This window comes from Veillonella parvula (assembly GCF_042850485.1).
GTDB lineage: Bacteria > Bacillota > Negativicutes > Veillonellales > Veillonellaceae > Veillonella > Veillonella parvula_Q.
The window spans coordinates 1,585,001-1,611,565 of sequence record NZ_AP031417.1; the positions used below are offsets into that span (position 1 = coordinate 1,585,001).

20 protein-coding genes, 3 tRNA genes, 1 rRNA gene and 1 pseudogene (1 of these 25 running past the window's edge) are annotated in these 26,565 nt (G+C 39.4%); 2 read left to right on the top strand and 23 right to left on the bottom strand.

Translation table 11 applies throughout. The features are described from left to right. The 17 genes and pseudogenes from ACGHIY_RS07190 to ACGHIY_RS07270 all read right to left on the bottom strand — a co-directional run. Window positions 1-1,325, bottom strand: a 16S ribosomal RNA gene (locus tag ACGHIY_RS07190); it reaches 239 nt to the left of the window's first position. A 332-nt stretch (window positions 1,326-1,657) separates the two neighbouring features. Continuing rightward, a tRNA-Lys gene (locus ACGHIY_RS07195) sits at window positions 1,658-1,733 on the bottom strand. Window positions 1,734-1,737: 4 nt separating this feature from the next. Beyond that, window positions 1,738-1,812 (bottom strand) — tRNA-Gln (locus ACGHIY_RS07200). A 24-nt stretch (window positions 1,813-1,836) separates the two neighbouring features. After that, window positions 1,837-1,912 (bottom strand) — tRNA-His (locus tag ACGHIY_RS07205). 218 nt (window positions 1,913-2,130) lie between these two features. After that, window positions 2,131-2,970 carry a polyamine aminopropyltransferase gene (gene speE, locus ACGHIY_RS07210; protein WP_004695340.1) on the bottom strand — a complete coding sequence of 280 codons (840 nt, stop codon included), beginning with the start codon at window positions 2,968-2,970 and terminating at the stop codon, window positions 2,131-2,133. 83 nt (window positions 2,971-3,053) lie between these two features. Further along, on the bottom strand, window positions 3,054-3,683 hold the full coding sequence (locus tag ACGHIY_RS07215) for a hypothetical protein (RefSeq protein ID WP_118091589.1): 630 nt from the start codon (window positions 3,681-3,683) through the stop codon (window positions 3,054-3,056). Window positions 3,684-3,687: 4 nt separating this feature from the next. After that, window positions 3,688-4,122: a peptidylprolyl isomerase gene (locus ACGHIY_RS07220; RefSeq protein WP_390525437.1), complete on the bottom strand. Its 435-nt coding sequence runs from the start codon at window positions 4,120-4,122 to the stop codon at window positions 3,688-3,690. After that, window positions 4,119-4,826: a ThiF family adenylyltransferase gene (locus tag ACGHIY_RS07225; RefSeq protein WP_008715071.1), complete on the bottom strand. Its 708-nt coding sequence runs from the start codon at window positions 4,824-4,826 to the stop codon at window positions 4,119-4,121. The genes ACGHIY_RS07220 and ACGHIY_RS07225 overlap by 4 nt, the downstream gene beginning before the upstream one ends. Then, a complete protein-coding gene (locus ACGHIY_RS07230; RefSeq protein WP_390525438.1) occupies window positions 4,826-5,200 on the bottom strand; it encodes a VOC family protein in 375 nt (124 codons plus the stop codon). Before ACGHIY_RS07230 ends, ACGHIY_RS07225 begins: the two co-directional genes overlap by 1 nt. Window positions 5,201-5,292: 92 nt before the next feature. Then, the gene (locus ACGHIY_RS07235; protein WP_390525773.1) at window positions 5,293-6,189 is read right to left on the bottom strand and encodes an SbcC/MukB-like Walker B domain-containing protein; all 897 of its coding nucleotides are present in this window, start codon (window positions 6,187-6,189) and stop codon (window positions 5,293-5,295) included. Window positions 6,190-7,779: 1,590 nt separating this feature from the next. Beyond that, window positions 7,780-8,376 (bottom strand): annotated as a pseudogene (locus ACGHIY_RS07240) (AAA family ATPase); the annotation flags it as partial. After that, window positions 8,377-9,609 (bottom strand): exonuclease SbcCD subunit D, encoded by a 1,233-nt coding sequence (locus tag ACGHIY_RS07245; RefSeq protein WP_390525439.1) that lies wholly within the window; start codon window positions 9,607-9,609, stop codon window positions 8,377-8,379. It abuts the pseudogene before it with no gap. Between the two features lie 216 nt (window positions 9,610-9,825). Beyond that, window positions 9,826-10,662, bottom strand: coding sequence for a deoxyribonuclease IV (locus ACGHIY_RS07250; protein ID WP_390525440.1), 837 nt, complete (start codon window positions 10,660-10,662; stop codon window positions 9,826-9,828). Between the two features lie 193 nt (window positions 10,663-10,855). Then, window positions 10,856-11,275 (bottom strand): Fur family transcriptional regulator, encoded by a 420-nt coding sequence (locus ACGHIY_RS07255; protein WP_004695325.1) that lies wholly within the window; start codon window positions 11,273-11,275, stop codon window positions 10,856-10,858. Between the two features lie 171 nt (window positions 11,276-11,446). After that, window positions 11,447-12,994, bottom strand: coding sequence for a DEAD/DEAH box helicase (locus ACGHIY_RS07260; RefSeq protein ID WP_120055955.1), 1,548 nt, complete (start codon window positions 12,992-12,994; stop codon window positions 11,447-11,449). A 630-nt stretch (window positions 12,995-13,624) separates the two neighbouring features. Beyond that, window positions 13,625-14,017 carry a hypothetical protein gene (locus ACGHIY_RS07265; RefSeq protein ID WP_024061604.1) on the bottom strand — a complete coding sequence of 131 codons (393 nt, stop codon included), beginning with the start codon at window positions 14,015-14,017 and terminating at the stop codon, window positions 13,625-13,627. Between the two features lie 21 nt (window positions 14,018-14,038). Further along, complete coding sequence (locus tag ACGHIY_RS07270; protein WP_390525441.1) at window positions 14,039-14,989, bottom strand: hypothetical protein; 951 nt, start codon at window positions 14,987-14,989, stop codon at window positions 14,039-14,041. A gap of 290 nt (window positions 14,990-15,279) precedes the next feature. On the opposite strand from ACGHIY_RS07270, the gene ACGHIY_RS07275 reads away from it, so the two are divergent. Continuing rightward, complete coding sequence (locus ACGHIY_RS07275; RefSeq protein WP_390525442.1) at window positions 15,280-15,855, top strand: hypothetical protein; 576 nt, start codon at window positions 15,280-15,282, stop codon at window positions 15,853-15,855. Window positions 15,856-15,917: 62 nt separating this feature from the next. On the opposite strand, the gene ACGHIY_RS07280 is transcribed toward ACGHIY_RS07275, so the two are convergent. The 5 genes from ACGHIY_RS07280 to recQ form a co-directional block, all read right to left on the bottom strand. Further along, window positions 15,918-17,402: an aldehyde dehydrogenase family protein gene (locus tag ACGHIY_RS07280; RefSeq protein WP_390525443.1), complete on the bottom strand. Its 1,485-nt coding sequence runs from the start codon at window positions 17,400-17,402 to the stop codon at window positions 15,918-15,920. Window positions 17,403-17,660: 258 nt separating this feature from the next. Next, the gene (locus ACGHIY_RS07285) at window positions 17,661-19,976 is read right to left on the bottom strand and encodes a Tex family protein (protein ID WP_243624563.1); all 2,316 of its coding nucleotides are present in this window, start codon (window positions 19,974-19,976) and stop codon (window positions 17,661-17,663) included. Then, a complete protein-coding gene (locus ACGHIY_RS07290) occupies window positions 19,973-20,467 on the bottom strand; it encodes a dihydrofolate reductase (RefSeq protein WP_008715045.1) in 495 nt (164 codons plus the stop codon). The genes ACGHIY_RS07285 and ACGHIY_RS07290 overlap by 4 nt, the downstream gene beginning before the upstream one ends. Window positions 20,468-20,598: 131 nt before the next feature. Next, the gene (locus ACGHIY_RS07295; protein ID WP_390525444.1) at window positions 20,599-21,390 is read right to left on the bottom strand and encodes a thymidylate synthase; all 792 of its coding nucleotides are present in this window, start codon (window positions 21,388-21,390) and stop codon (window positions 20,599-20,601) included. Window positions 21,391-21,515: 125 nt separating this feature from the next. Continuing rightward, complete coding sequence (recQ, locus tag ACGHIY_RS07300) at window positions 21,516-23,384, bottom strand: DNA helicase RecQ (RefSeq protein ID WP_287529334.1); 1,869 nt, start codon at window positions 23,382-23,384, stop codon at window positions 21,516-21,518. A 316-nt stretch (window positions 23,385-23,700) separates the two neighbouring features. On the opposite strand from recQ, the gene putP reads away from it, so the two are divergent. Then, entirely contained in the window at window positions 23,701-25,188 is a 1,488-nt protein-coding gene (gene putP, locus ACGHIY_RS07305; RefSeq protein WP_287529332.1) for a sodium/proline symporter PutP, read from the top strand. A gap of 47 nt (window positions 25,189-25,235) precedes the next feature. Here the strand turns inward: putP and ACGHIY_RS07310 are convergent, their stop codons facing one another. Then, window positions 25,236-26,264, bottom strand: a complete 1,029-nt coding sequence (locus ACGHIY_RS07310) for a YafY family protein (protein WP_077707594.1) — start codon at window positions 26,262-26,264, stop codon at window positions 25,236-25,238. Window positions 26,265-26,565: the final 301 nt, after the last annotated feature.

The window sequence follows — 26,565 nt, forward strand, 5'->3', positions numbered from 1 at the left end:
GAACTGAGAGAGTGTTTCTCGGGTTTGCTCCATCTCGCGATCTCGCTTCCGTCTATTAACTCCCATTGTAGTACGTGTGTAGCCCAGGTCATAAGGGGCATGATGATTTGACGTCATCCCCGCCTTCCTCCGCATTGTCTGCGGCAGTCTCTCATGAGTTCCCACCCTAACGTGCTGGCAACATAAGATAGGGGTTGCGCTCGTTGCGGGACTTAACCCAACATCTCACGACACGAGCTGACGACAACCGTGCACCACCTGTTTTCTGGCTTCCGAAGAAGAGGAACCATCTCTGGTTCTGTCCATCAATGTCAAGACCTGGTAAGGTTCTTCGCGTTGCGTCGAATTAAACCACATACTCCACCGCTTGTGCGGGCCCCCGTCAATTCCTTTGAGTTTCAACCTTGCGGTCGTACTCCCCAGGCGGGGTACTTATTGCGTTAACTCCGGCACAGAAGGGGTCGATACCTCCTACACCTAGTACCCATCGTTTACGGCCAGGACTACCGGGGTATCTAATCCCGTTCGCTCCCCTGGCTTTCGCGCCTCAGCGTCAGTTTTCGTCCAGAAAGTCGCCTTCGCCACTGGTGTTCTTCCTAATATCTACGCATTTCACCGCTACACTAGGAATTCCACTTTCCTCTCCGATACTCTAGATTGGCAGTTTCCATCCCATCACGGGGTTAAGCCCCGAACTTTTAAGACAGACTGACCTATCCGCCTGCGCGCGCTTTACGCCCAATAATTCCGGACAACGCTTGCCACCTACGTATTACCGCGGCTGCTGGCACGTAGTTAGCCGTGGCTTTCTATTCCGGTACCGTCAATCCTTCTCACTATTCGCAAGAAGGCCTTTCGTCCCGATTAACAGAGCTTTACAACCCGAAGGCCGTCATCACTCACGCGGCGTTGCTCCGTCAGACTTTCGTCCATTGCGGAAGATTCCCCACTGCTGCCTCCCGTAGGAGTCTGGGCCGTGTCTCAGTCCCAATGTGGCCGTTCATCCTCTCAGACCGGCTACTGATCATCGCCTTGGTGGGCCGTTACCCCTCCAACTAGCTAATCAGACGCAATCCCCTCCTTCAGTGATAGCTTACATGTAGAGGCCACCTTTCATCTATCCTCGATGCCGAGATTAGATCGTATGCGGTATTAGCAGTCGTTTCCAACTGTTGTCCCCCTCTGAAGGGCAGGTTGATTACGCGTTACTCACCCGTTCGCCACTAAGATTGATAGAAGCAAGCTTCCATCGCTCTTCGTTCGACTTGCATGTGTTAAGCACGCCGCCAGCGTTCGTCCTGAGCCAGGATCAAACTCTCCAAGATATCTTGAAGCTATTTGAATAGCTCATTATTTGTTGTCGTTACTTTTAAGTAACTTTGAATTATGGTTGGTTTTGACTATGTCAAAACCCGCACTCTGGCATATGTTCAATCGTTATGATTGATTACCTATCATTGTTCAGTTTTCAAAGATCTGTTACGTTAGTTCTGCGCCCTAACGACTTGTATAGTATATCAATCTAACCTTAAATCGTCAACCTCTTTTCCAAAGATTTTTCAACCGATTTTTGATTAAATTTATACTCACAATCATAACCAAAATCTCTAAAAATAGAGATAGAAAACTCACAAACCGAAGTTTGTGAGTTTTAATTTGGTGACTCACCCGCGACTCGAACGCGGGACACCCTGATTAAAAGTCAGGTGCTCTGCCAACTGAGCTAGTGAGTCATGTTGGCAGGGGTGGCTGGGATCGAACCAGCGCATAACGGAGTCAAAGTCCGTTGCCTTACCACTTGGCGACACCCCTACAGTGATTACGATGTGTAGGTTATGGGGTGAGTAGTGGGGATCGAACCCACGCGTAACGGAGCCACAATCCGCCGTGTTAACCGCTTCACCATACCCACCACCTTGTAGGTATCGAAGACATTGTCTTCGTAACAAAGAGAATTATATCTTTTCTAGAGATTTGTGTCAACACCTTTTTCTCAATTTCATTAATTTTTACAAACGAAACTTTTAATTGTGTTATCTCTAATATAAGCCCTTTAATCCCCATATAAATAAGGAAGCACTATCGGAAACTTTCGTTTCACAAATGGTGCTTCCCCATTATACACATTATTTACTTAGTTGGCAAATAATTTTTTACAAAATTTGGCAATGCAAAAGCAGCTTTTTGAATGTCTGCATTATAGTACTTAGTTTCAAAGTTTTGTTCTCGGTTTGGAGTCCATGTTAGAGGATCAAATGTTTTGGACCCCAAGGTGAAACAATGCATCCCTGCAGGATAGATTGGAATGAAAGCTGTATATAAGCGAGCAATTGGGAAATGGCTATTAACGTAACCAAAAACTTTTTCCACTAATGGTTGATGTAACATCGGAGATTCTGTTTGTTGTACAAACAAGCCATCAGCTTTCAAAGCTTTTAATGTATTCTTATAGAATTCTTCTGTAAATAAGCCTTCACCAGGACCGATTGGATCGGAACAATCCACGATAATTACATCATAGTAATCTTCTGCTTCTGCCATGAAACCAATACCATCACCAATTTTTACAGTCAATTTAGGGTGGTTTTCAATCATAGCTTTAGCAATAGTTGGTAGATATTGTTTTGCCAACTCTACAACCTTACCATCGATTTCAACCATTGTTACTTCTTTTACACAATCATGACGTACACATTCTCTAGCTACGCCACCATCACCACCACCGATAATCAAAACGCGCTCAGGATTAGGATGTAAGAACAAAGGGATATGGCTCATCATTTCATGATAGATAAACTCTTCACGCTCAGATGTTTGAAAAACACCATCTAAAGCGAGCATCATACCATACTCTTTTGATTTAAAAACTTCAATTTTTTGAAACTCAGATTCCCCAGAGTAAAGCACTTCTTCCGCTTCAGCGCTTAGACGTAAGTGAGGTGTTTGTTCCTCAGTAATCCATTGACTCATGTAGTACCTCCTACTATTTATACTACAATACGCATCGCAAATCACTGCGATGCGTATATATATTACTTTAATTATCCTGTTACTTACTCTTTGCGACTAATGTAACAGAATCCACCACCTAAAATAGTGTCTTTCATCCAATTCGCCAAAGAAAAATCACGAATTTCACCTTCATCAAAGATGCCACAGCGGATATCATCACCGTCCATAAACATCTTGTGAATCGGAACCCAATGCCATGTATAAAGAGCCTTTTCTTTTCCTTTATGACGATTTAAAAATGCTACAGGCACATCCTGTGCCAATGCATCATGTATAAACTGAGCTGCAGCCTCCACCTCTACGCGTGATGCACAGAACGGAGATACATTCAACATATGTACATCATAAGATAGGCCTTTATCCTCGAGTAAGCGAGTAAGACCACGTTCCATCCATTGAGTTTTATAAACACCACCACCAAAACGTGGCTTTACATATTTCCAAACTAAGTTCATCCGTTCTAAAGCAAGCGTTTGGTCGGATGTGGTTTCTAGATCTAATAAGCCATCCCTAAATAGCGAATAGCCCAATACTTGTGATGCCGATGTAGGCCCACAACCAGACAAGCGTTGCCACTCATCAGTGAACCACTCTTGGTCATACCCATATGATGTTTTACCATTTACATCGATATATAGCCATTCTGGATGTTTAATAGATACTTCATTCATGAGATTAACCTTCGATTACTTCTACAGTTTCCATGATAGCACCTTGTTGGATACCATCAACTACATCCATACCTTCAATGACTTTACCAAATATAGTATGTACACCATCTAAATGAGGTTGTGGCTCATATACAATAAAGAACTGACTACCACCAGTATTAGGGCCACGGTGAGCCATAGATAAAGCACCGCGCTCATGTTTATGCGGATTGCCAACTAATTCATCTTTAATTGTATAACCAGGACCGCCTGTACCATTACCATTAGGACAACCACCTTGTGCTACGAAACCAGGAATTACACGGTGAAAACGAAGACCATTGTAGAAGCCTTTGTTAATCAAGTCGATAAAGTTTTGTACTGTGCCAGGCGCTTCTTTTTCAAATAATTCAATTACGATATCGCCGCCGTCAGCCATATGGATTTTCGCTTTTTTCATTGTTCAGGTACCTCCAAAATTGTACGCAACACATGTGCTGCTAATATAAAACCTGCCACGGGTGGCACAAAACTACATGTCCCAGGACTTGTGGCATCACCACGGAACTGTGGTTTTTTCGGTTTTTCAGTAGAAAATAAAACTAATTGTTTTTTTATACCCCGTTTTTTGAGTTCCCGACGCATAACGCGTGCCAAAGGACATGTATGAGACTTATTGATATCTGCAATCATAAGTTTTTCTGGGTAAAAGCGATTACCTCCGCCCATACAAGAAATAACAGGGATGCTTTCACGTTGACAAACCTCAATGATATTAAGTTTCGCCGTTACCATATCGATGGCGTCGATAACATAATCAACGTTCAAGCTTTGAATAAATCCAGGATAGTTTTCCTCAGTATACATAATATCATGAGTTTCTATCACCACATCAGGATTGATAGCAAGAGCTCGTGTCTTTGCTACCTCTACCTTACGTTCCCCAATCGTATTATGAGTCGTAATCATTTGACGGTTCAAATTGCTAGGCGCTATAGAATCTCCATCGATAATAACAATGCGACCTACACCAGCTCTCACTAATGCCTCAAGGGCACCACCGCCTACGCCACCTACACCAAAGAGCGCGATAGACGTGTCTCTTAATGTTTGGATTTTATTGGGACCAACCAACCACTCTAAACGGGTTAACATATATTCCATTAATATTTCCCCGCCGGAATGATTTCTGTCCAATATCCATCTGGATCTGCTATGAAATAAATACCCATATCAGCATTCTCATAAGCAACAACACCCATTTCTTTATGCTTTTTAAGAGCCGCTTCATAGTCATCTACATAGAATGCCAAGTGGAATTCATTATCCCCTAAATTATAAGGACGATCCCAGTCACGCAACCATGTAAGTTCTAATTCATGTGCTGTATAAGGACTTTTTAAATACACGAGGGTAAAAGCACCGCTTGGGTCTTCCAAACGACGAGACTTCTCGAGCAATAATGCCTCTTTATAGAATGCTAGACTTTTATCAAGGTCTTTAACATTTATATTATTATGAGCAAACGAAAACTTCATAGAACCCCCTTCGTAAATACAGGATGTTTTTGTAGGAATTCTCCTCTTTTTATAGTAACACATTTGGCAAATCTATATCTAGTTTATGATATCTAGTTAATAACAAATTTTGCCGTACTACCGTCGTCACCTCGAGTCACTTCTAAATGAGCAGGTATACGAGACTTTAACTCAGGTACATGAGAAATAATCCCAATGAGACGTCCTGACGATTGCAACTGTAACAATGTTTCCATGGCGAGTTCCAATGTATCTGGATCGAGTGTACCAAAACCTTCATCAATAAACATCGTATCCATATGGATGCCACCAGCATAGCTTTGGATAACATCCGCTAATCCCAAGGCAAGCGCCATAGAGGCCAAGAATGTTTCACCACCAGATAAGGTATTTGCTGGTCTAGATTGGCCTGTAAAAGCATCCATAACCGCCAAATCGAGGCCTTGCTTGCCACGCCCACCACCTGTATAGTCGGATCTTTCCAAGGAATATCTGTTGCGACTCATCTTTTGAAGTCGTAAATTAGCAGCATATACAACCTCATCTAAAATCGCCCCCAGTACATAGCGTTCAAAGGTAACATTTTTAAAGCCTTGCTCCCCACCATTAGCGAGATCATTTAATCGGCTTAAGAACTTCACCTTTTCACGAGCCTTACCCATAGCAGTTTCAAGTTCTTCTAATGAGTTAAGCGTAGTTTCAATATGCTTTGTTTCTTTATCCCATGCCGCAAGATTACCTACTAGTGTATCCCGATGCTCTACTGCTGTAGAATAAATTTCATCAGTAATAGTATCACTTGGCTTAACCACAGTTTCTGTGGCTTTTAATGCCGCATCATATACAGCTTGTGCTTTATTAAAGGCTTCAGTCAAAACGTTCAGCTGTGTTCTATAGATCTCTATCTCTTTAATCTCACGTAAAGACTCTACAAAATCATTCTCTGTTAAAGAAATGGATTGTAATGACTTTGTATAGTTCTTATACATCAAAATAAGATTTTTTGTTTCTTCTTTTACTTGAGAGGACAAAGTTTCTAAGCGCCCGCGTTTGGCATTCAATTGTTCTCGAGCAGTATCTAAATTAGTTTTGCTAACTTTCACCTGCTCATCGTAGACCGTAATATCACTATCCAATGACTCTAACTGTTTTTGCCATGCATCTATATCCGTGATTGGTAAGGTTTTAGATAGAGCATCAATATTAGCTTGTACTGAGCTAATACGAATTTCTAGGTCGTGTAGATTTTTAAGTAATTCATTATGGGCAAGTTCTAAAGTTGCTAACTTATCTCTAGCTACTTTTAACTTATGTTCATTGTCAGCTATAGTCTTACTCAACAATTCAGACTCACCATGTAAAGCTGTAAGTCGCTCCATTTTAGTCAACAAATCTTGTTGAACAGATGTAAAGTTTTTCTTAGAAAAACCATCCATAGATGACTTAAGTTTGGAACATTGTTCTACTTCTAACTTAGCTAACTCCTTAAGACGAGCATCTAATGTTTTCTGTTGTCCCACTTCGCTAGCTTGCTTTTGCAGTGCCACGTCACGGGTTTTGCGAGCCTCTTCAATTTCATCCTTAGTCGGATACATCTCCGGCTTAGCAGCTAACCGTGGATGATCTGTAGAGCCACAAACCGGACAAGGCTCATTATCTACAACTAAATGAACTAGCTCAAAGGCACGTCCTTCTTGCATTAGATGCTCTAATCGTTCAAGATGTACCTTTGCAACCTGCAAGGTTTCATCTAAAGACGCTAACGTTTGACCTTTATCGTCGATTTCTTTTTGTACCTTATTAATTTCTTCTAGCAATTCAGAATATCTATATAAATCATTTAGTTGCCCTTGAATAACAGTAGTATTCTCTAAAAATTTATTATTATCTTGTAACTGTTTACGCAAAGCTTCTAAGTCGTTTTCTAAAGTCTTTACAAGCTTCCGTTGTTTAGCTAAGGCATCTTCGCTTTTTTTACTATCTAATTCTTCTAAATTACTCTGTAATGTGGACAATTCCTTTTTCAATACATCTAATTCATTAAACTTCTCTGCTTGTTGTTGAAATTGAGCCAAAGTAGTTCTTTTATCTTGTATACTTTCAGCTCGACCTTCTAAGTCACTGTATAAATCTAAACATTTAGCCTCATGTTGAGTTGCTAGTTCTACATGTTCTTTCGCATCTGAAAGGGCCTGTTCTAAAGTTTTTAATATAGCTTGTTTCTCAATATATTGTTTATATAATTCATGAGTTGGTGCCAAAGAGTTAAGGAACTGAACCTTTTCGCTTAGATTTACACGCTCAGTTTCCCTTGCTTTCACCATGTCAAGTTTCGAAGTAGCCTCAGCAAGAGATTGTTGAGCCTGATTATATAAAGACCATTGATTTCGGAGCACATTAAACTGTTCTACCACGGTTACTGCCTCATCTCGTTCTACCGCGAGAGCATCTCGATGTGGGCCCCGATTTGCTAGTAACTCACGCACATGCTCAATGGTTACCATTGGAGTCGCTCCATCATGAGGGATAGACTGCATAAATGCAGTTTGCTTAGTTAGATTTTCTTCAATACCTGCCTTTGCTTCATCATAAGCAGCCTTCAGTGCTTCTTGTAATTTTCGATATAGCTCCGTTCTAAAAAGTGTATGTAGTAATTCCTCACGTTCACTCGTAGAGGCCACTAGCAACTTTCGGAATTCCCCTTGAGGTAATAGCACAACTTGTAAGAACTGATCCTTACGAAATCCTATAATTTGCTGAATAGTATCGCGAATGGCGACAGCCGAGGTAGCAATGACCTTCCACTCACCATCTTTCTTCTCATATACAGTAGCGCTAGCATTCTGCTCACGCATCCCTGTACCACGTTTCTTTGCTACCATCTGTTTCGGTAATCGTTCAACACGATATTGTGCATTGCCAATAGCAAAGGAGAAATCGACACGAGTCATACGATGAGGTTCTGCAAAGTCACTGCGAATAGCATCTGTTTTGCGTACTTCTCCACTCGGCTCACCATACAAGGCATACACTATGGCATCTAAGATTGATGTTTTCCCTGCCCCCGTAGGACCAGCAATGAGAAACATGGAATGGTCTTGGAGCTCATTAAAATCTAAAGTGACCGAATCACGATACGGACCAAAGGCTTCTATAGTTAATGATATAGGCTTCATTTAGTCCTCCTTAAGAATTCGGTTCCATACAGAGTTGATATATTGCTGTTCTTTCTCTGTTAAAGGTTCCTTCCACACAATTTCTGCAAACTGATTAAATAGATCCCGTTCATTTAATTCTTTGAAAATTGCCTCACCCATATCTGCTATAGGCCCTGCCACGCGACCAACTAGATCAATGGTCATACAACGATGATATACCTGGCGCAGTTTAGCCATTCCATCCATAATCGGCATCGTATCAAGTAAACGGGCTTGTACATAATCATCCCTATGTTTAGCCTGCAATGCTTTATCATTTAACAGGTCTTCAAAATATCCTTCCAAAATGACTACGTCTCGCTTCGCCTCTACAGGAATCGTGTTAATATCTACGTTCCCCTTTGTATCCATATCAATGATGGTAAAAGACTTCTTCTGCATATGTTCATCAAAGGAATATTTTAATGGGGATCCACTATAGCGAATATGATCAGCTCCCATTCGCTGAGGCCCATGCAAATGTCCCAAGGCAGTATAGTGAAAGTCTTTAAAGACTTGAGGATTTACCTGTTCACTACCACCTACAGACAAGGTACGCTCTGAGCCCCCTACTTCACCGCCCATAACAAAGGCATGGCTAATGGCGATACTGCGCATCCCCTTAGGCACTTGTTTATACAAGTAATTACTCCAAGCCTGATACATTTGGTCATAATTGTGCAGATTCAAAGCGCTTTCGCAATTTTGTTCATAACACGGTGTTACTATGTCAGCAATTTCAATATTGGTAGTTTCTGTATTAGTAGACTCTACATCAGCAAATAAAGCCTCCCCTATGCGTCGGGGCTCACTAAAAGGCATAGGACAAATAGCCACCTTGCCATCTGTCCCTTCAAATTCAAAAGGCTTCAACGCGTGATGAGGAGAGCCCCAAATATGGATACCCGATTGACTCAACATAGAGCGTCCCACTTCAAGACGTTCTGCCCCATCGTGATTACCGCTCACCACAAAGAGAGGCACCTTGTAGTCCATAGCGAGACGAGTGATGATGGAGTCCCACAATTCGATAGCTTCAATGGGTGGCACCGCTCTATCAAAAATATCCCCTGCAAGCAATATGCCATCGATGTTTTCATCTTTCAAAATATTAAAAAACTGATGTTCCAACACATGAGCTTGGTCCTCTGTTAAGTACTGGCCATAAAAAATACGCCCTAAATGCCAATCAGCAGTATGTAAAAAACGCATTTTGTCCCCCTTTCCAGTTCTCCCTATACCTTACACAATGTATGAATTCAAATGCCAAAACAAGCTGTTAGTCCCATAAGTTTATAGAAATTCAATAACTTTATATAGCTTTAATAGCCTTAATAGTTTTAATAACTTTATGTATTTGCAATAACTAGTATAGCATCAGGTATTCTACATATTTATTATATAACTAAATTAACATCTGTATTTTAATTATTTATTTTCTACGATAGAGCGTAGCATAGCAATTTCCTTTGCGTAACCGTCCAATTCATTTGGTGTTTCCAAGTAGAATGGCAAGTTCGTCAATTTAGGATGTGTTACAACGCGAGCAATAGCATCGATACCAATATGTCCTTCCCCAATTTTTTCATGACGATCTTTATGAGCACCCATAGGATTTTTAGAGTCATTCAAATGAATGGCTTTCAAACGATCAAGACCTACAATTCGATCGAACTCGTCAATAACGCCATCGAGATTATGTACGATATCATAACCCCCTTCGTGAATATGGCAAGTATCAACACACACACCCATGTACTCTTTTAGTTTTACGCCATCGATGATGCGTGCAATTTCTTCAAAACGAGAGCCAATTTCTGTACCCTTACCAGCCATTACTTCCAAGAGGACTGTTGTCTTCATACCTGGGAATAAGATTTCATTCAAGCACTCTACAATGTACTCAATACCTTGATCTACGCCTTGCTTCACATGGCTACCAGGGTGAAAGTTATACATTTGACCTGGCAAATGTTCCATACGCTCTAAATCTTCCATCATAGATTGCTTCGCAAAAGCGCGTAAATCCTCTTTAGCGGCACATGGGTTATAGGTATACGGTGCATGGGCCAACAAGGTACCAAAGTTATGTTCTTTCATATATGCACTAAGGTTATTCATATCCTCAACATCGAGAGCTCGCATACTACCACCACGAGGGTTGCGAGTAAAGTATTGGAACGTATTGCCCCCAATTTTAGTCGCTTCCTTGCCCATATGTAAATAACCTTTGCTAATTGATGAGTGACTGCCTATTACAAACATAATACTCCTCTATATATGACTATACGATTTCTACAATTTTATAATTATAAAACGCCTAACTCTAATATCTATTGTATTATGCTTATAGCTATTTTTGTTACTATAGCTATTCTATAACACTAATAGATAAAGATATATGATAACTAATATAACCCCTGCCGTGAAGGAGCCCTTCAACAACAGGGGTTATCTATTAATGACTTTCTTTTTTTGCACACTCAGGACAAACACCTTCGAAGGTAATATGTTGACCTGTAATTTGATATTCACTACCTTGATCAGCAATCGTTTTGATAGCTTTCAAATCAATACCCATCATGTCCTCTACCTTATTACAACGAATGCAACGGATATGGGAATGAGCTTGTGTGTCCCAATCGTAATGAGCGCGCTCATCACCAACTTCTAGAATTTTAACAAGACCGATTTTTTCAAAAATCTCCATCGTCTTGTACACTGTAGCCAAACTCATGCTTGGATGTTCTGGGCGCAACGTATGATACAACATCTCTGCTGTTGGATGATCATGATGACCACGCAAAGCATCATAAATCGCAATACGTTGTGGGGTTACTTTAAACCCCTGGCTACGCAAAATTTGTGCGATATCCATAATAATCTACCTTTCTCCACTTGGAAATCTATAAGGCATAGGCCATTATCGACCGTTTACAAGAAATAATTATTATTTATTATACCAAAATTCTCAATACTTATCAAGATAAATAGTATTAACTATTAAGTAATAAAAAATGTGGATTGCCCAGAAGCAATCCACATCCTATTAGTCTTTAAAGTAAGGTTTAAAACCTTCACTTTGATGGCGAGTTTTTTTCTCTCCACGCGGACGATCAAATTTACGCTCATCTCTGCGGCGGTCACCTTTACGGTCATTGCGACGATCACTTCTACGATCATCGCGACTGCGACGTGGGCGGTCATCACGACGACGTTCACCATCACGACGGCGGCGATCACTTCGACCACTTTCACGACGACGGCGTACGCGCAATGGTTTTTCTTCTGTAATATTTACAGGAGTAGTATCTGGTTCTTTTGTTAACAATTTAAGAGCTGCTGCCAAAAGTGTTACGGAATCTGTATCATTCAACAATTCCTCAGCACTAGATTTGAAAGGCGCCAATGCTTCTAGATTATCTGTCATTTCAACGAGGCTTTCAATTGCCAAACGTTGTTGACCTTCAAGAACTTCACCTAAGGAAGGTGCACGACGACGTGCAATTTTACGTTTTGTTAAACGCTCGATAGCATGTAAATGCTCCATTTCACGAGGGATAACGAACGTGAAAGCTTGACCTGCTTTACCGGCACGACCTGTACGACCTACGCGGTGTGTGTAGCTTTCAGGATCTTGAGGCATATCATAATTATATACGTGAGATACGCCAGAAATATCAAGACCACGAGCTGCCACATCTGTAGCCACGAGAATATCAATAGTACCTTCGCGGAATTGGCGAATTACGCTGTCCCGTTTTTGTTGAGACAAGTCGCCATGGATGCCTTCCGCCATGTAACCACGTTTCTTAAGACCTTCTGTCACTTCATCAACACGACGTTTTGTACGCGTAAAGATAATAGCAAGTTCAGGTGTTTGGATATCAAACAAACGACAAAGAACATCGAATTTTTGACGGTCTTGCACTTCGATATAGTATTGTTCGATCAAGTCCATCGTAACTTGAGTCGGTTTCATGCGAATCAATGTTGGCTCTGTCAAATATGTTTCAGCTAATTGTTGGATAGCTTTAGGCATAGTTGCAGAGAACAACAATGTTTGATGGTCTTCTGGGATAGCACCCAAGATTTTATTGATGTCATCAACAAAGCCCATATTTAACATTTCGTCGGCTTCGTCCAATACCACAACTTTCACATGGTCAAATTTAATAGAACCACGATCCATATGATCCATCAATCGGCCAGGAGTGGCAACGATGATTTGAGGGTTCTTTTTCAAGGCACGGAACTGACGATTAATATCTTGACCACCATAGATTGGCAGTGCTGTAATATTCGTGTACTGAGCCATTTTGTTAAGCTCTTCAGCTACTTGAATAGCTAATTCTCGTGTAGGGGATAAAATAACTACTTGAACGTGACGCTCATTCCCGTCTACGCGTTCCAATACAGGCAAGCCAAATGCTGCTGTCTTACCAGTACCTGTTTGAGCCTGACCGATCATGTCCTTACCGCTCATGGCAACTGGGATAGCTTCCTGTTGAATTGGCGTAGGCTCTTCAAAGCCCATATCGTTTAACGCTCTTAGAACAGGTTCGCTAATCATTAATTGTTCAAATTTTTCTAACATCTAAATGTGTTTCCTCCTATCGCGCACGAACTATGCGCATTTAATTAGTATATCATATTTCGATGGTGAGCGCTATAAAAGTAATTCTGAATCTAAGCTAAATAGGATTTCTTTTCCCCTTAAAATGTTCAATCAACACAATTCCACCTGATACGCATAACAAAACAAGATATGACAAATGAATAGGCGTATACAAGCATTCAACAAGAACAACCCATATAATTAATAGTAATTTAGAAATCCATTTCGTTCTTATTTGATCAGCGATTATAAATATAGATAAATTGATAATTATTTTAATGATTATCGCAGCAATAATAACTAATGTCGTAAATTCTTCTCTATAATCAGTCAATTCATATAAGGGATATAATAAATAACTTAATAAAACGCTAAGTATTATTAAAAACCAAATATTGAGTCTCTTTAAAAGTTTAGATTTACTATAGTGAAATACGCCAACCAAAAGAAAAAGTAAAACACTAAGGAATATTCCTATAATTAATAGATAATCTAACTGAATCATGATTTATACTGCCTTTTAATGATTTTTAATTTCTAAAAATCATTCCATAAGTGCCCACACAAAACAACATTATTTTAATAATATCTGAGTTGGTATATGGTCTATTAAAATAGTACTTTCCTAAATGCATAAGCAAACACGATCATACCAAACAACACAGAAACTATAGCAATAAGACTCCGTTTAAAATATACGCTGTCTCTCTTCTGACAAAACCCTGTAAGCATTGTTAAAAAAAAGAAAAACAACCAAATACTGCCATAATTCACTATAAATTTATAATCTTTATCAATTAAAAATTTAAGATTTAATATCACCAAACTTATAATAGAAATTATTGATAAATACTTTGTTAAGCTACCAAAAATCCTATGTTCTTTTATATATTCATGTTTTTTATCAATTGGATGATTACGAATCTCAAGTTTATATAATCCCATAGATAACGACATAGATATAAAAATCCAAATATATCCTAATATTTCAAGTTTATTCATCTTCCACCTTCCACTATATGGTTACCGACTCAAATACTGACGAAGTGTCTGGTTTTCTAACGGCCCTAACTGCAATGCCTTCCGATTTTTAATTGCATCAATGGTTAATGCTTCAAAGGTAATTTTATCAAAATCAGAAAACTCGTTAAAGGAATTAAACACGATGAATCGTTGATTTAGTAAATTAGTTAATACCTCTATATCTTTCGTTCTTACTTTATTTAACTCATTTCGTGCATAAGATTCATATCTCTCATCACCTGCATTATTCTTGCTAAACCGACCTATATCAAGATTATCAGAATAATAGCTATATATAGCCTTCTGATAGAAATCAATTTTAGTCAATTTCCCGAATTCAAAATTATAATAAGCATTATTTCTTAAAATATGCTCACTACCATACTCACCAATAATAGTCCCTGTAGAAAGATCTACTATATCATTATGCTTAATCAAGTCTTCCTTTCTATACGATACATAGAAAGGTAACTTTATAGTATATCCAGCGTTTGGACCTGTATATCGTTTCTCACTATCATAAAAGATCTCATGCCATATATCTCTATCACTTTCATCAAGACTAGGAATATTAGGGTATAACTGATCAAGACTTACATTAAATTGTGTTTCTTTAGAATCTATCCGAGGAATGAAAGTATTATATTTATTAAGATTTTTATTCCAAGCATCTAGTAAACTTACATTTTCATCAAAAATACCAATACCGTCTAACGTTATGTAATAGAGTTTATTATCCACCTCATGAACAGCAACTACATTATCAGCAATCTTACGGTTTTCATTGCCATAATATAATCCACTCTCTTGAAGATCACTTAAATAAATCAAACTATTTTTAAAGTCACCACTTGCCAAGAAATATATCAATACTCCCAATATGAGTATATAAAGCACTACTATTATGCCAATAATATATCCAATCCATTTAATTACTCTCTTCAAATTCATAATAGCCCTCTATAAATAACACGATTTTATATGGCTACAATTATAACATACACTATACTTTTACATATAATAGACTATTCTTAAGTACAAAAAACACCTCTTTCGGGCTACTTCTTTATTATGGTTTATTGAGAGTTGTGTGGTATTAATCAGCTATATGAGTAAACATTTAATTTAGATATAATATAATTAAAATAGTGTACTCCAAAATTCCGCCAATAAATTAAACAATGCCTGTTAAGCAATTACGATTTACTAAACTTCCTAAAGTAGTATAAAAGGAATATACAATGAAACCTTTTACCCTAAAACGATTTATATTATTGCCACTGATTATACTATCCCTCATACTAACAACGGGTTGTCATCTTCTCTCACATTATAGTGAAGATGAGGTACAACAATATATAAATGAGGATTATCCTAATCTAACATATCACTTAGAGTCTCATAGGAACAATAGATGGCAAGTCACCTTTGACAAATATCCACAAATGCCCATTGAAATATCTGAGGCCTTGCATACCTCTGCACCTGTTGTACCACAAGTGGAGCGAATACTGATAACCAACATCCCGTTAATAACTGCATTCCCATTAATGAAGAATTATCTAACAGCAGAGGAGTTATCCTATGCTACATACGATACATCTTCTTTGTATATTGAAATGCCTATTCCCTATTCGGCCATACAAAACCAAGATGTAACAAATTTTTACAATCGAATGGATCAATTCTGCAAAGAATATGCAACAACATATCCAGACTTCAAAGAAGATATATATATTAGAGTTATTATAAAACCTTCTGATGGTTCTAATGCACCAGAGGCGTATAGAAAAATATTCCGTTTATCTCAATATTAATAAAGAGGCACCTCTTTCAAGGTGCCTCTTTATTATAGTTCATCAGAGAAGTTTATATGTTATTAATCTAAATCGTAGAAACCAGATGGTTTGTCGCTCAAGTTTACGATGATGTTTTTCATTTGAGTGTAGTGCTCAAGAATAACTTTGTGAGTTTCACGTCCGATACCGGATTGTTTGTAACCGCCAAATGGAGCGCCTGCAGGGATAGAGTTATATGTATTTACCCACATACGACCTGTTTCGATACCGCGAGCTACGCGGATAGCACGGTTGATGTTTTGCGTGAATACGCCACCGCCAAGACCGTATAGGCTGTCATTAGCTTGTTCAATCACTTCTTCTTCGCTGTGGAATTTAATTACAACGGCTACAGGACCGAAGATTTCTTCACGAGCTACGCGCATATCATTTGTAGCATCTGCAATAAGTGTAGGTCTTACGAAGCACCCTTTACCAAGTTCACCATCAGTAACACGTACACCACCGGCTACAATGCGAGCACCTTCTTCTTTTGCAAGGTCTACATAGCTAAGTACTTTGTTCACTTGATCTTCGTAAATTAAGGAACCAAGTTGTGTAGATTCTTCCCAAGGTAAACCGACTTTTACCTTATCAAATAGTGTGGCAAGTTCAGCTACGAATTTATCATAAATTGTATCTTGTACAAAGATACGGGAACCTGCGCAGCATACTTGACCTTGGTTGAAGAGGATACCAAGCATTGCCCCATCAAGAGCCTGTTTCCAGTTCGCATCGTCAAAGAAGATATTCGCAGATTTACCACCTAATTCCAATGTGGCAGGAATCAAGCGTTCAGATGCTGCTTTATATACATCAAGACCTACCTCTGTAGAGCCTGTGAAAGCAAGTTTGCTAAAGCCAGGATGATCAAGGATATATTGACCAGATTTAGAACCTTTACCAGTTACGATGTTTACAACACCTGGCGGCAAGATTTCTTTCAAAATATCGCCAAGTTCTAATAAGCTAAGAGATGTGTGGCTAGAAGGTTTGATAACAACTGTACATCCTGCTGCAAGAGCTGGAGCCAATTTCCAAGCGGCCATTAGGAATGGGAAGTTCCAAGGTACAACTTGGCCTACAACGCCAATTGGTTCGCGCACGATAAGGCTCAATGTATTTTCATCAAATACTTGTGCAGAACCTTCTTCGGAGCGAAACACGCCTGCAAAATAACGGAAATGGTCAGCCCCAAGTGGAATATCCACATTCAATGTTTCGCGGATAGGTTTACCATTGTCGTATGTTTCAACTTGCGCCAAATGTTCTTTATGCGCATCGATAGCATCCGCAATTTTTAACAAATAATCGGCACGTTCTACTTGAGATACTTTTTTCCATGTTTTGAAAGCTTCTGTTGCAGACTCTACCGCTCTATCAACATCATCATTCGTCGCCTCTGCACAGATAGCGAGTTGTTCGCCATTAGCAGGGTTATATACATTAAATTCAGCACCGTCAGATGCCTTTACCCATTCATTATTAATTAAAAGTCCATATCTTTCTTTAAGGTTCAAGCTCATTGCATTACCTCCTCTTTAGGAATATGATTTAGGAATTCCCCCTCTTTGATTTCATCATACTCCTCATATCTAAAATTTTCAATCAGATATATTATTTTCGATATATCTATTCTGCATTAATATACATAGATTTTAGCTATATAGAAAAACCACACCCTCTAAAACCATAGAGGGTGTGGTTTTTAGTATAATGACTTTTAGTCAAGAATGACTATCATTTAAAATCTATTAATGTAGATTAACTAGACTTCTATTAAATTATGAATTACGACGACTCCCATTATTACGAGAGCCATTATTGTGATTCTCATTTTGACGTCCACCATTATTACGGTTATTATTTCGGTTATCATTATTTCGAAGCTGACCGTTATTATTTCTATTACGGTTATTATCGTTATTCTTCGGTTTTTCTGGTTGTAATGCTTTTACAGACAAACCGATGCGATTGCGTTTTACATCAACAGAAATAATTTGTGCTTCGATAATATCACCTACAGCAAGCACATCTGATGGATGTTGACGGCTGTTGCAAAGCTCGCTGCGATGTAATAAACCATTCGTTTTAAGCCCAAAGTCTACGAAAGCTCCGAAATCAACTACGTTATGAACGGTACCTTTTACAATGGTACCCACCTTAATATCTTCAAGGCTCACTACGTGTTTTCTTGTCAATGGAGCTGGCAAATCCTCACGAGGATCGCGTCCTGGTTTTGCCAGTGCACCGAGTATATCTCGCACGGTTGGTACCCCTGCATCAAGTTTAGCAGCCATTTTCTCAGCATCTACAAGAGGTAATTTAACTTGCAACGCTTCTAATTGAGATTTATCTTGCAAATCTTTTAAGGTAAAGCCTAACTCACCAATGATGCGCTCTGCCAATTCATAAGACTCTGGGTGAACAGATGTATTATCCAACGGATTTTTACCATGTTGTAAGCGGAGGAAACCCGCACATTGAGTAAAGGCGGCAGGGCCTAAACGAGGCACTTTTAGCAATTCCTTACGGCTTTTAAATACACCATTCTCTTGACGGTATGCAACAATATTTTTAGCCACCGCACTAGAAATGCCTGCAACATGTTGCAAAATAGCTGGGGATGCAGTATTTAGCTCTACCCCAACATGGTTTACTACAGTTTCAACCACTTGATCTAAGGTATGAGTCAATTGTTTTTGGTTTACATCATGTTGATATTGACCTACGCCGATAGATTTTGGATCGATTTTAACAGATTCAGCCAATGGATCTTGTACGCGGCGTGCAATAGATACGGCACCGCGAATGGTTACATCTAAATCTGGTAGCTCATCGATAGCTAATTTAGATGCAGAGTATACAGATGCACCTGCTTCATTAGTGATGATATAGTGGCAATCTAATTGTTCCTCTTCAATCATGGTAGATGCAAATTGCTCTGTTTCGTAGGATGCAGTACCATTGCCGATAGATAAAAGAGTAACCTTAAACTTACGGATTTTATCAGCCAATACCTTTTGAGCTTCCTTGCGAAGCTTTTCACTATTTGTTAAATAGTACGCACCGTAATCGAGCACATTGCCTTGTTGATCGATAATCGCCATTTTACAGCCAGTACGGTAACCAGGGTCAAGGCCCATGATAACATGTCCGGCCAATGGTGGTTGTAACAATAGATTTTTGAGATTTACACCGAATACCTTGATAGCTTGCTCATCGGCTTTTTCCGTCAATTCATTGCGGATTTCACGCTCTAAAGCTGGGAAAATAAGACGCTTGTACGCATCAGCTACAGCAGCCGCTTTATACTCTGCGAAGATAGACTTAGGATTTTTCTCTAACTTTTGTAACATATAAGCGACATAAGTATCGCCAGGTACAGTTAGAGCTAGTTTTAAAGCACCTAATTTTTCGCCACGATTTACTGCCAAGATACGGTGAGACGGCATTTGACGAACTGGCTCAGCATATTCAGCGTATTGCAAGAATTGTTGTTGTTCTTCCTCTTCACCGCTCAATTCAGCTTGAATAAAGCCTTCATTCCACATCTTCTTACGCAAGTACGCCCGGAAGTCTGCACTATCACTGACAATTTCCGCTACGATATCAGAAGCGCCTTGTATGGCATCCTCTGGCGTAGGAACCTCTTCTGTTATGTATTCTTTTGCAATCTCTAACGGATCTCCAGAGGTAACCGTATCGTTGATAATCATATCAGCCAATGGCTCTAATCCACGTTCACGGGCAATCATAGCACGCGTACGTTTCTTTGGACGGTACGGTAAATACAAATCCTCTAACTCTTGTAGCTTTGTAGCAGCTTCCAAAGACTTCATCAACTCGTCTGTCATCTTTTCTTGCTCTGTAATAGAAGCAATGATTTCTTGGCGCCGTGTTTCTAAGTTGCGCAAGTATTTAATGCGTTCTTCAATGGTGCGCAATTGCTCATCTTGCAATTCGCCCGTTACCTCTTTACGATACCGTGCAATAAATGGCACTGTATTGCCTTCGTCCAACAATTCTACGGCAGCTTGCACCTGCTTTGGCTTAACATTTAATTCACTGCCGATAATGGCAAACATTCTTTCACTCATTTAGCTGCCTTTCTGCGATAGGTTACAAAACGATGAGGATATTGATTCTTTTCATCCACAATGCCGTCTACAACGGATTCGATGGTGAAAGCATCCTCTGAGAATTCAGGGAAAAATGCATCTCCATCAAATTCATGGTCTACTTCAGTGATATACATAGTATCTACATAAGGTAGAAAGGCCTCGTATACTTGAGCACCACCAATAACGTAGGCCGCATCAAGAGCACGTGCGGCTTCAGCAGCCGCCTCAGGGTTATGGAAAATCTTAACACCTTCTGGTGCATCAAAGCCTTTATCACGAGTAATTACCCAATGCTCACGATTTGGCAACAAAAACGGTAAGCTTTCAAAGGTCTTACGGCCCATGATGATAACATGGCCCGTTGTTTTTTCCTTAAAGAATTTCAAATCATTTGGCAAATGCCAAATCAAAGTATTATCTTTACCGATTACACGATTATGTGCTACGGCTACGATTAATGCTAACATACTGCCCTCTTTCGGTTAATACTATATGGCAACAGTCATAAATTATACTATTTAGCAATGGCTATGAACACAATACTATATAGCAATAGCCATACATATTATGCTATTTAACAATTGTCATGAATACAATGCTATACAGCAACAGTCATGGATAATTTACCTAAATGCTCATATCCATCTAAGGTAATGTCCTCTGGTGTGAAGTCATAGAAGTCTTTTACCTCAGGATTCACAATAATTTTTGGAGCAGACAACGCTTGATCGCGACGTGCTAATTGCTCACGCAATGCATCTACGTGATTCTCATAGATGTGAGCATTGTTGATAACATGTGTAAATTTACCGGGTTTTAGGCCGGTTACTTGAGCAATCATACATTGTAATGCCGCATATTGAGCCGTATTAAATGGAACGCCAAGCCCCATGTCGCCACTGCGTTGGATGAGCATGCAGTTCAAGTAACCATCCCCTACATCCCATAAAGTTTCATACGCACATGGTTGCAACGCCATGTCATCTAAATCTTCAATATTCCAAAGGGTTACAATCATTCGGCGACTATCAGGATCTTCTTTAATAGTTTTGATGAGCTTGTCTAATTGCTTATACTTCGCAATTTGATAGCCGTATGCTTTACCAATAGTACCATCTTCACGCATCCATTCATCCCATACGTGCACATTCATTTCTTGCAATTTGCGCACGTCATTGGACTGCATTTGCCAAATCCACAATAATTCTTTTACAGCTGTTTTGAAAGCTACAAATTTAGTGGTTAAAATTGGAAATTCCTCTTGCAAGTCAAATTGCATGATTTGTTGAGGCAATTTGTACGTTGCAATGCCTGTGCGATTTTGACCATAAATGCCATGATCTAAAATATTTTCAATAATACCGAGGTATTGTGTATCTGCTAAGCTCATTTATCCCCCTAGATCTATTTATAATAAGCAAAAAATACTAATGTATATCTTGATAATCTTACTAAAATATATAGTACTATCATACTAAAAAATATACAGTACTACCATATATACAGTAAAATTTATTATCCCTTATATTCTGCAATAGCCTGTAAAAAGGTAAGTCCATATTTTTTTAATTTTGCTTCCCCTACGCCTTTAACATTTCCAAACTCACCTAATGTTGTAGGTCGTAAATTTGCCAAATCTATGAGTACTGTGTCAGGGAAGATAAGATACGGTCTAAGACCCGCTTTTTCTGCCAAGTGTTTGCGATGTTGACGTAAATGTTCAAATAAGCCGCCCGATGTAGAGCTGGATTTTCCTCGCACCACTGAGGCAGCAGACTTACTAGTGCGAGAAGGCACAGACACATGTTGTCTAATTTCCTCCACCTCTTTGCGACCGGCTAATACTTCCTCGGCACCAGCCGTTAAGGATAACACAGGGTATTTTCCCGTCGAACTGCGCAAGTAGCCAGATGCTACAAACTGTTGAATAAGTCCTTTAATAGATTTTTCATCTACATTGCTCAGTAAGCCAAAGACAGGCAATGCATCATGTCCAGCACGCATAATACGATCCGTTCGCTCCCCGCGAACAATAGAAGTTATCATGGATGCTCCATATCGCTCATCGGTGCCCATGATGGCACGGAAAATAGCCTTTGCTTCTTTCGTAACATTGACCTTATCAGCAGAACCCTTACAAGAGCTACAATTATCACAGGTTGTCCAAACGGTGCTTTCACCAAAGTAATTAAGCATATATTTACGCAAGCAATTACTACAGAAACAGTAATCAATCATGGACTGCAATTTGCGTAACTCCACATTTTGTCGTTCCGGCGTTTCGATAGACTGTTCAATCAAATACTTATGAACTTGTACATCCTGCCCACTATAAAGCAAGATACATTCAGCAGGTGCCCCATCACGGCCAGCTCGTCCTGCCTCCTGATAATAGGACTCCATATTACGTGGCATTTGATAATGTAGTACATAACGTACATTACTTTTATCAATGCCCATACCAAAGGCATTGGTAGCCACCATAACCTGTAATTTATCGTCTGCGTAGGCATTCTGCATTTCACGGCGCACCTCGTCATTGAGCCCCCCGTGGTAATGGCCAGCTTTGATTCCCGCACGAGTTAAATTTTCATACACACGATCTACATCCTTACGCGTTGCACAGTAGATAATACCATTTTCATTAGCGTGCTGACGCACATAGTGGACAACGTAATCCATCCGCTTTGGTGTACGGATAACAGAGAAAGATAAATTAGGCCGATCAAAACCCGTCACGTATACATTAGCCTTATCTAAGCCTAATAATTTTTTTATATCATTTTCTACATATTTTGTCGCCGTCGCCGTGAAAGCCCCCACGATAGGTCTCTTAGGCAATGAATTGAGCCACTCGCCGATGAGGCGATAAGATGGTCTAAAATCATGCCCCCACTCAGAGATACAGTGAGCCTCGTCCACGATAACTTGAGCAATCGGTAACGCTCGCAGTACATTACAGAAAAAATTAGAACTCAACCGCTCTGGTGCAATATATAAGAGTTTAATCTTACCACTACGTACTTCGTACATGGTCTTATTAAACTCAGATTGTGTAAGTGTACTATTGATGAGCGCTGCTGGTATATTCTGCACTAAGAGACCATCCACTTGGTCTTTCATAAGAGAAATGAGAGGAGAAAATACAATAGTCAAACCCGCCTTACAGAGCGCAGGAATCTGAAAACAGATAGACTTCCCAGCCCCTGTCGGCATGATTCCAATTACATCTTCGTTCCGCAACAAAGATGCAATAGGAGCCTCTTGGGCTGGTCTAAAGGAGGTATACCCAAAGTAGGTCTCCAACATGCGCAATGCTTCTTGTTTCATCATAACTTGATGTTGTTTAGATACATCTTGTTTTCCGCCTACCTGTTGTTCCATAAGGTCCTCCTTTCACGTTCCAGAAATATAAGTATTAATTTCGATTTCTACTGACAAATATTTCGTACACTCAATACGAAATATCGTTTTTTCATTCTTTTATTTTATCATATTTCATTTGGTATGGGGCTTATTAATATATGATTTCATAAGTAATCAGCTAATGCGTATCTCTAAAGTATATAGCCTAAATTAGTATAGGAATCTTATTGATATCACCAATTTTTTACCCTCTAAAGTACTAATATGTGGTACAATAAAAATTATTTACTATACTATAGAATATAACTAGAACCTAAGGAGGTCTTATATAGGCATGACACAAGACAACTTAATGATTATTATCGCCTTTGCCTTATATCTAGGACTCATGATGTATATCGGGGTCTACTATTATCGTAAATCAAACAGCATTGGTGATTACATCCTCGGTGGCCGACAATTAGGACCATGGATTACAGCACTTAGTGCGGAAGCATCAGATATGAGTGGTTGGATGCTTATGGGGGTACCGGGCCTAGCGTATACAACGGGGATTTCTGGTGTATGGATTGCCGTAGGACTCACATTAGGTACATGGGCGAACTGGAAATTTGTTTCTAGACGCTTGCGTAACCATACCGAGGTAGCCAGTGATAGCTTGACATTACCGGATTATTTGAAGAATCGTTTCCACGATCAATCTCATTCGGTAGCTGTTATTTCCGCCTTATTTATCTTGATTTTCTTCTTGATTTATACATCATCAGGCTTTGTGGCAGGGGGCAAATTGTTCAATACCATCTTTGGTCTTGATTACACCGTATCCCTCTTCATCACCGCTGGTATCGTCGTATTTTATACCTTCCTTGGCGGATTCCTCGCCGTATCTTGGACAGACTGTATTCAAGGCGCATTAATGTTCTTTGCCATCTTGGCAGTACCAATTACGGCAGCCATGTATATGGGTGGCCCTATAGAAACATTCCAGCTCATCCAACATGAGTTCCCACAAGGACTTAGCTTGTTTGGTAATCCGTCTGATTGGTTTACTTGGGCTATCGGCCTAATTTCTTCTCTCGGTTGGGGTCTTGGCTACTTCGGTCAACCTCACATCCTAGTGCGCTTTATGGCTATCTCTGATGCGAAAGAACTTAAGAAATCTACGAATATCGCCATGGTATGGGTTATCTTATCCCTTATGGCAGCTATTGCAGTAGGTCTCATCGGTCATGTTTACATGCTGCCAAATAAATTAGTAGGCACTGATGCGGAAACAATATTCCTCATCATGACAGAACGCCTCTTTACTCCATTTGTAGCTGGGCTTATCTGGTCCGCCGTATTGGCAGCCATCATGAGTACCGCTTCTGCACAGTTGTTAGTAACAGCCTCTGCTATTTCTAATGACTTCTATGCTAATATCATCCATCCAAAAGCAAGCGATAAAGAGCTTGTATTAGTAAGCCGTATCGTAGTACTTCTAGTGGCATTGGTTGCCATCTATATGGCAATGGACCCTGACAGCTATATCTTGACGATGGTAGCCTATGCTTGGGCAGGCTTCGGCGCAGCCTTCGGTCCAGCTATCTTGTTCTCTTTGTTCTGGAAACGCATGACGCGTCACGGCTGTATCGCTGGTATTGTTGTAGGTGGTTTAACAGTACTCATTTGGAAACAATTTGGATTCTTTGGACTATACGAAATTGTGCCAGGCTTCATTTTCTCTTCTATCGCAATCTATATTGTAAGCCTCATGGGTAAATTGCCTCCACGTCCGGTTCTAAAAGACTATAGAGAAGCAGAAAAAATGCACGTTCTATAAGGAAACATAAAAAAGCTAGTTGATTCATCGATCAACTAGCTTTTTATTTATGAGTATTGGTGTAAACCTTCCTCAATTGCGGCTTTTACCTCTGTCACTAAAGAGGCTGGAGTAAGCACTTTTACACTTTGCATATATTGGAGCGCCCAATATTTAAAGGCGTCATGATTAACACGTACACGACATACAACATTATCGGCTGTTATATTCGTAAACTCTACATTGCCATCAAACCAATCTAAAATTTGATTTACAATGGAACGTTTAGCTTTAAACGTAACAGTAATAGATTCACCGCCGAACATATAAATATGTTCCTTTACGTATTGTGACACGTTAAAGGTACGTTGTTGTTGGTATCCCTTTATCTCCCGTAAAGGTTTTCTACGTTCATTCAGCACTGTAATATGTGCAATTCGATCAACACGTAATGTAGACATGTCATCATAATTTTCGTGGTTTCCTACTAAATAATAATGTCCTCGATTCATTACTAGTTGGAATGGGTTAAATACATACTTCCGTTCCTTATGATCTGGGCCAAGATTAATGTGTAATCGCTTATCCACATCTGGTTGGCAATAGGCCAACGAAATTTTTCTACCCTTTTGTATTGCTTCTTCTATGAGATCAATATTAAGAAATAAATCTTGGCTTCTATGAAGGTACTCCGTATTACTTTCAATATCAATACCATGAGGCTTAAAATAGGAGCTCCCCAATTTTGCAACACGCCCGATTAAATCTTTACGTTGAGATGCAGTAATATGGCGAGATGCCAATATACCATCAATCAATAACCGCAATTCAGAATCTTCAAAGGTATGAATCATATAGAAATCAGTACGTCGAATGGTGCCATCTGCTCCCACAGCAGACTCTTCACATTGAATACCAAAATCTCCAGATTCATATAAATCATTTAAATGACGGCCTAAGGTTTTCCGATCGACGGATACCTCGTACCGTTCGGCTAATATACTGCGAATCTCCTCTTGAGATAACGTATGATTAGCATCTGTTTCGTCTTTCAGGATTTCTAGTATGTATACTAGAACTGCCTTTTTAGATGCCATAAAAGACTCCTTTTACAAATAATACAATTAATACAACTTTATCAACTAATACAATTTATAGAATCATCCACAACACATCGGATGATATTTACAAAATACCCAAACACATTATACCATACTTTCATGAACGGTTCATTTTTTCCTCATTAAAATTATCGATTTACTATACTTTTTCAGCAATATAAAATAACTAAAAGTAATAAATATAAAATAAAAGTAAATTTAATTATATAAAACAAAACCCGTTAACACTTAATACATATATATGTTATAAGTGTAACGGGTTTCTATTTTAGCTATA

Bases quoted from the DNA above. Each gene is read 5' to 3' on its own strand.
- ACGHIY_RS07215 (WP_118091589.1), bottom strand. From the start codon at position 3,683: ATGAATGAAGTATCTATTAAACATCCAGAATGGCTATATATCGATGTA.
- ACGHIY_RS07310 (WP_077707594.1), bottom strand. From the start codon at position 26,264: ATGGCATCTAAAAAGGCAGTTCTAGTATACATACTAGAAATCCTGAAA.
- speE (WP_004695340.1), bottom strand. From the start codon at position 2,970: ATGAGTCAATGGATTACTGAGGAACAAACACCTCACTTACGTCTAAGC.
- ACGHIY_RS07225 (WP_008715071.1), bottom strand. From the start codon at position 4,826: ATGGAATATATGTTAACCCGTTTAGAGTGGTTGGTTGGTCCCAATAAA.
- ACGHIY_RS07270 (WP_390525441.1), bottom strand. From the start codon at position 14,989: ATGAATTTGAAGAGAGTAATTAAATGGATTGGATATATTATTGGCATA.
- ACGHIY_RS07230 (WP_390525438.1), bottom strand. From the start codon at position 5,200: ATGAAGTTTTCGTTTGCTCATAATAATATAAATGTTAAAGACCTTGAT.
- ACGHIY_RS07260 (WP_120055955.1), bottom strand. From the start codon at position 12,994: ATGTTAGAAAAATTTGAACAATTAATGATTAGCGAACCTGTTCTAAGA.
- ACGHIY_RS07220 (WP_390525437.1), bottom strand. From the start codon at position 4,122: ATGAAAAAAGCGAAAATCCATATGGCTGACGGCGGCGATATCGTAATT.
- ACGHIY_RS07265 (WP_024061604.1), bottom strand. From the start codon at position 14,017: ATGAATAAACTTGAAATATTAGGATATATTTGGATTTTTATATCTATG.
- putP (WP_287529332.1), top strand. From the start codon at position 23,701: ATGACACAAGACAACTTAATGATTATTATCGCCTTTGCCTTATATCTA.
- recQ (WP_287529334.1), bottom strand. From the start codon at position 23,384: ATGGAACAACAGGTAGGCGGAAAACAAGATGTATCTAAACAACATCAA.
- ACGHIY_RS07245 (WP_390525439.1), bottom strand. From the start codon at position 9,609: ATGCGTTTTTTACATACTGCTGATTGGCATTTAGGGCGTATTTTTTAT.
- ACGHIY_RS07275 (WP_390525442.1), top strand. From the start codon at position 15,280: ATGAAACCTTTTACCCTAAAACGATTTATATTATTGCCACTGATTATA.
- ACGHIY_RS07285 (WP_243624563.1), bottom strand. From the start codon at position 19,976: ATGAGTGAAAGAATGTTTGCCATTATCGGCAGTGAATTAAATGTTAAG.
- ACGHIY_RS07295 (WP_390525444.1), bottom strand. From the start codon at position 21,390: ATGAGCTTAGCAGATACACAATACCTCGGTATTATTGAAAATATTTTA.
- ACGHIY_RS07290 (WP_008715045.1), bottom strand. From the start codon at position 20,467: ATGTTAGCATTAATCGTAGCCGTAGCACATAATCGTGTAATCGGTAAA.
- ACGHIY_RS07250 (WP_390525440.1), bottom strand. From the start codon at position 10,662: ATGTTTGTAATAGGCAGTCACTCATCAATTAGCAAAGGTTATTTACAT.
- ACGHIY_RS07255 (WP_004695325.1), bottom strand. From the start codon at position 11,275: ATGGATATCGCACAAATTTTGCGTAGCCAGGGGTTTAAAGTAACCCCA.
- ACGHIY_RS07235 (WP_390525773.1), bottom strand. From the start codon at position 6,189: ATGTATAAGAACTATACAAAGTCATTACAATCCATTTCTTTAACAGAG.
- ACGHIY_RS07280 (WP_390525443.1), bottom strand. From the start codon at position 17,402: ATGAGCTTGAACCTTAAAGAAAGATATGGACTTTTAATTAATAATGAA.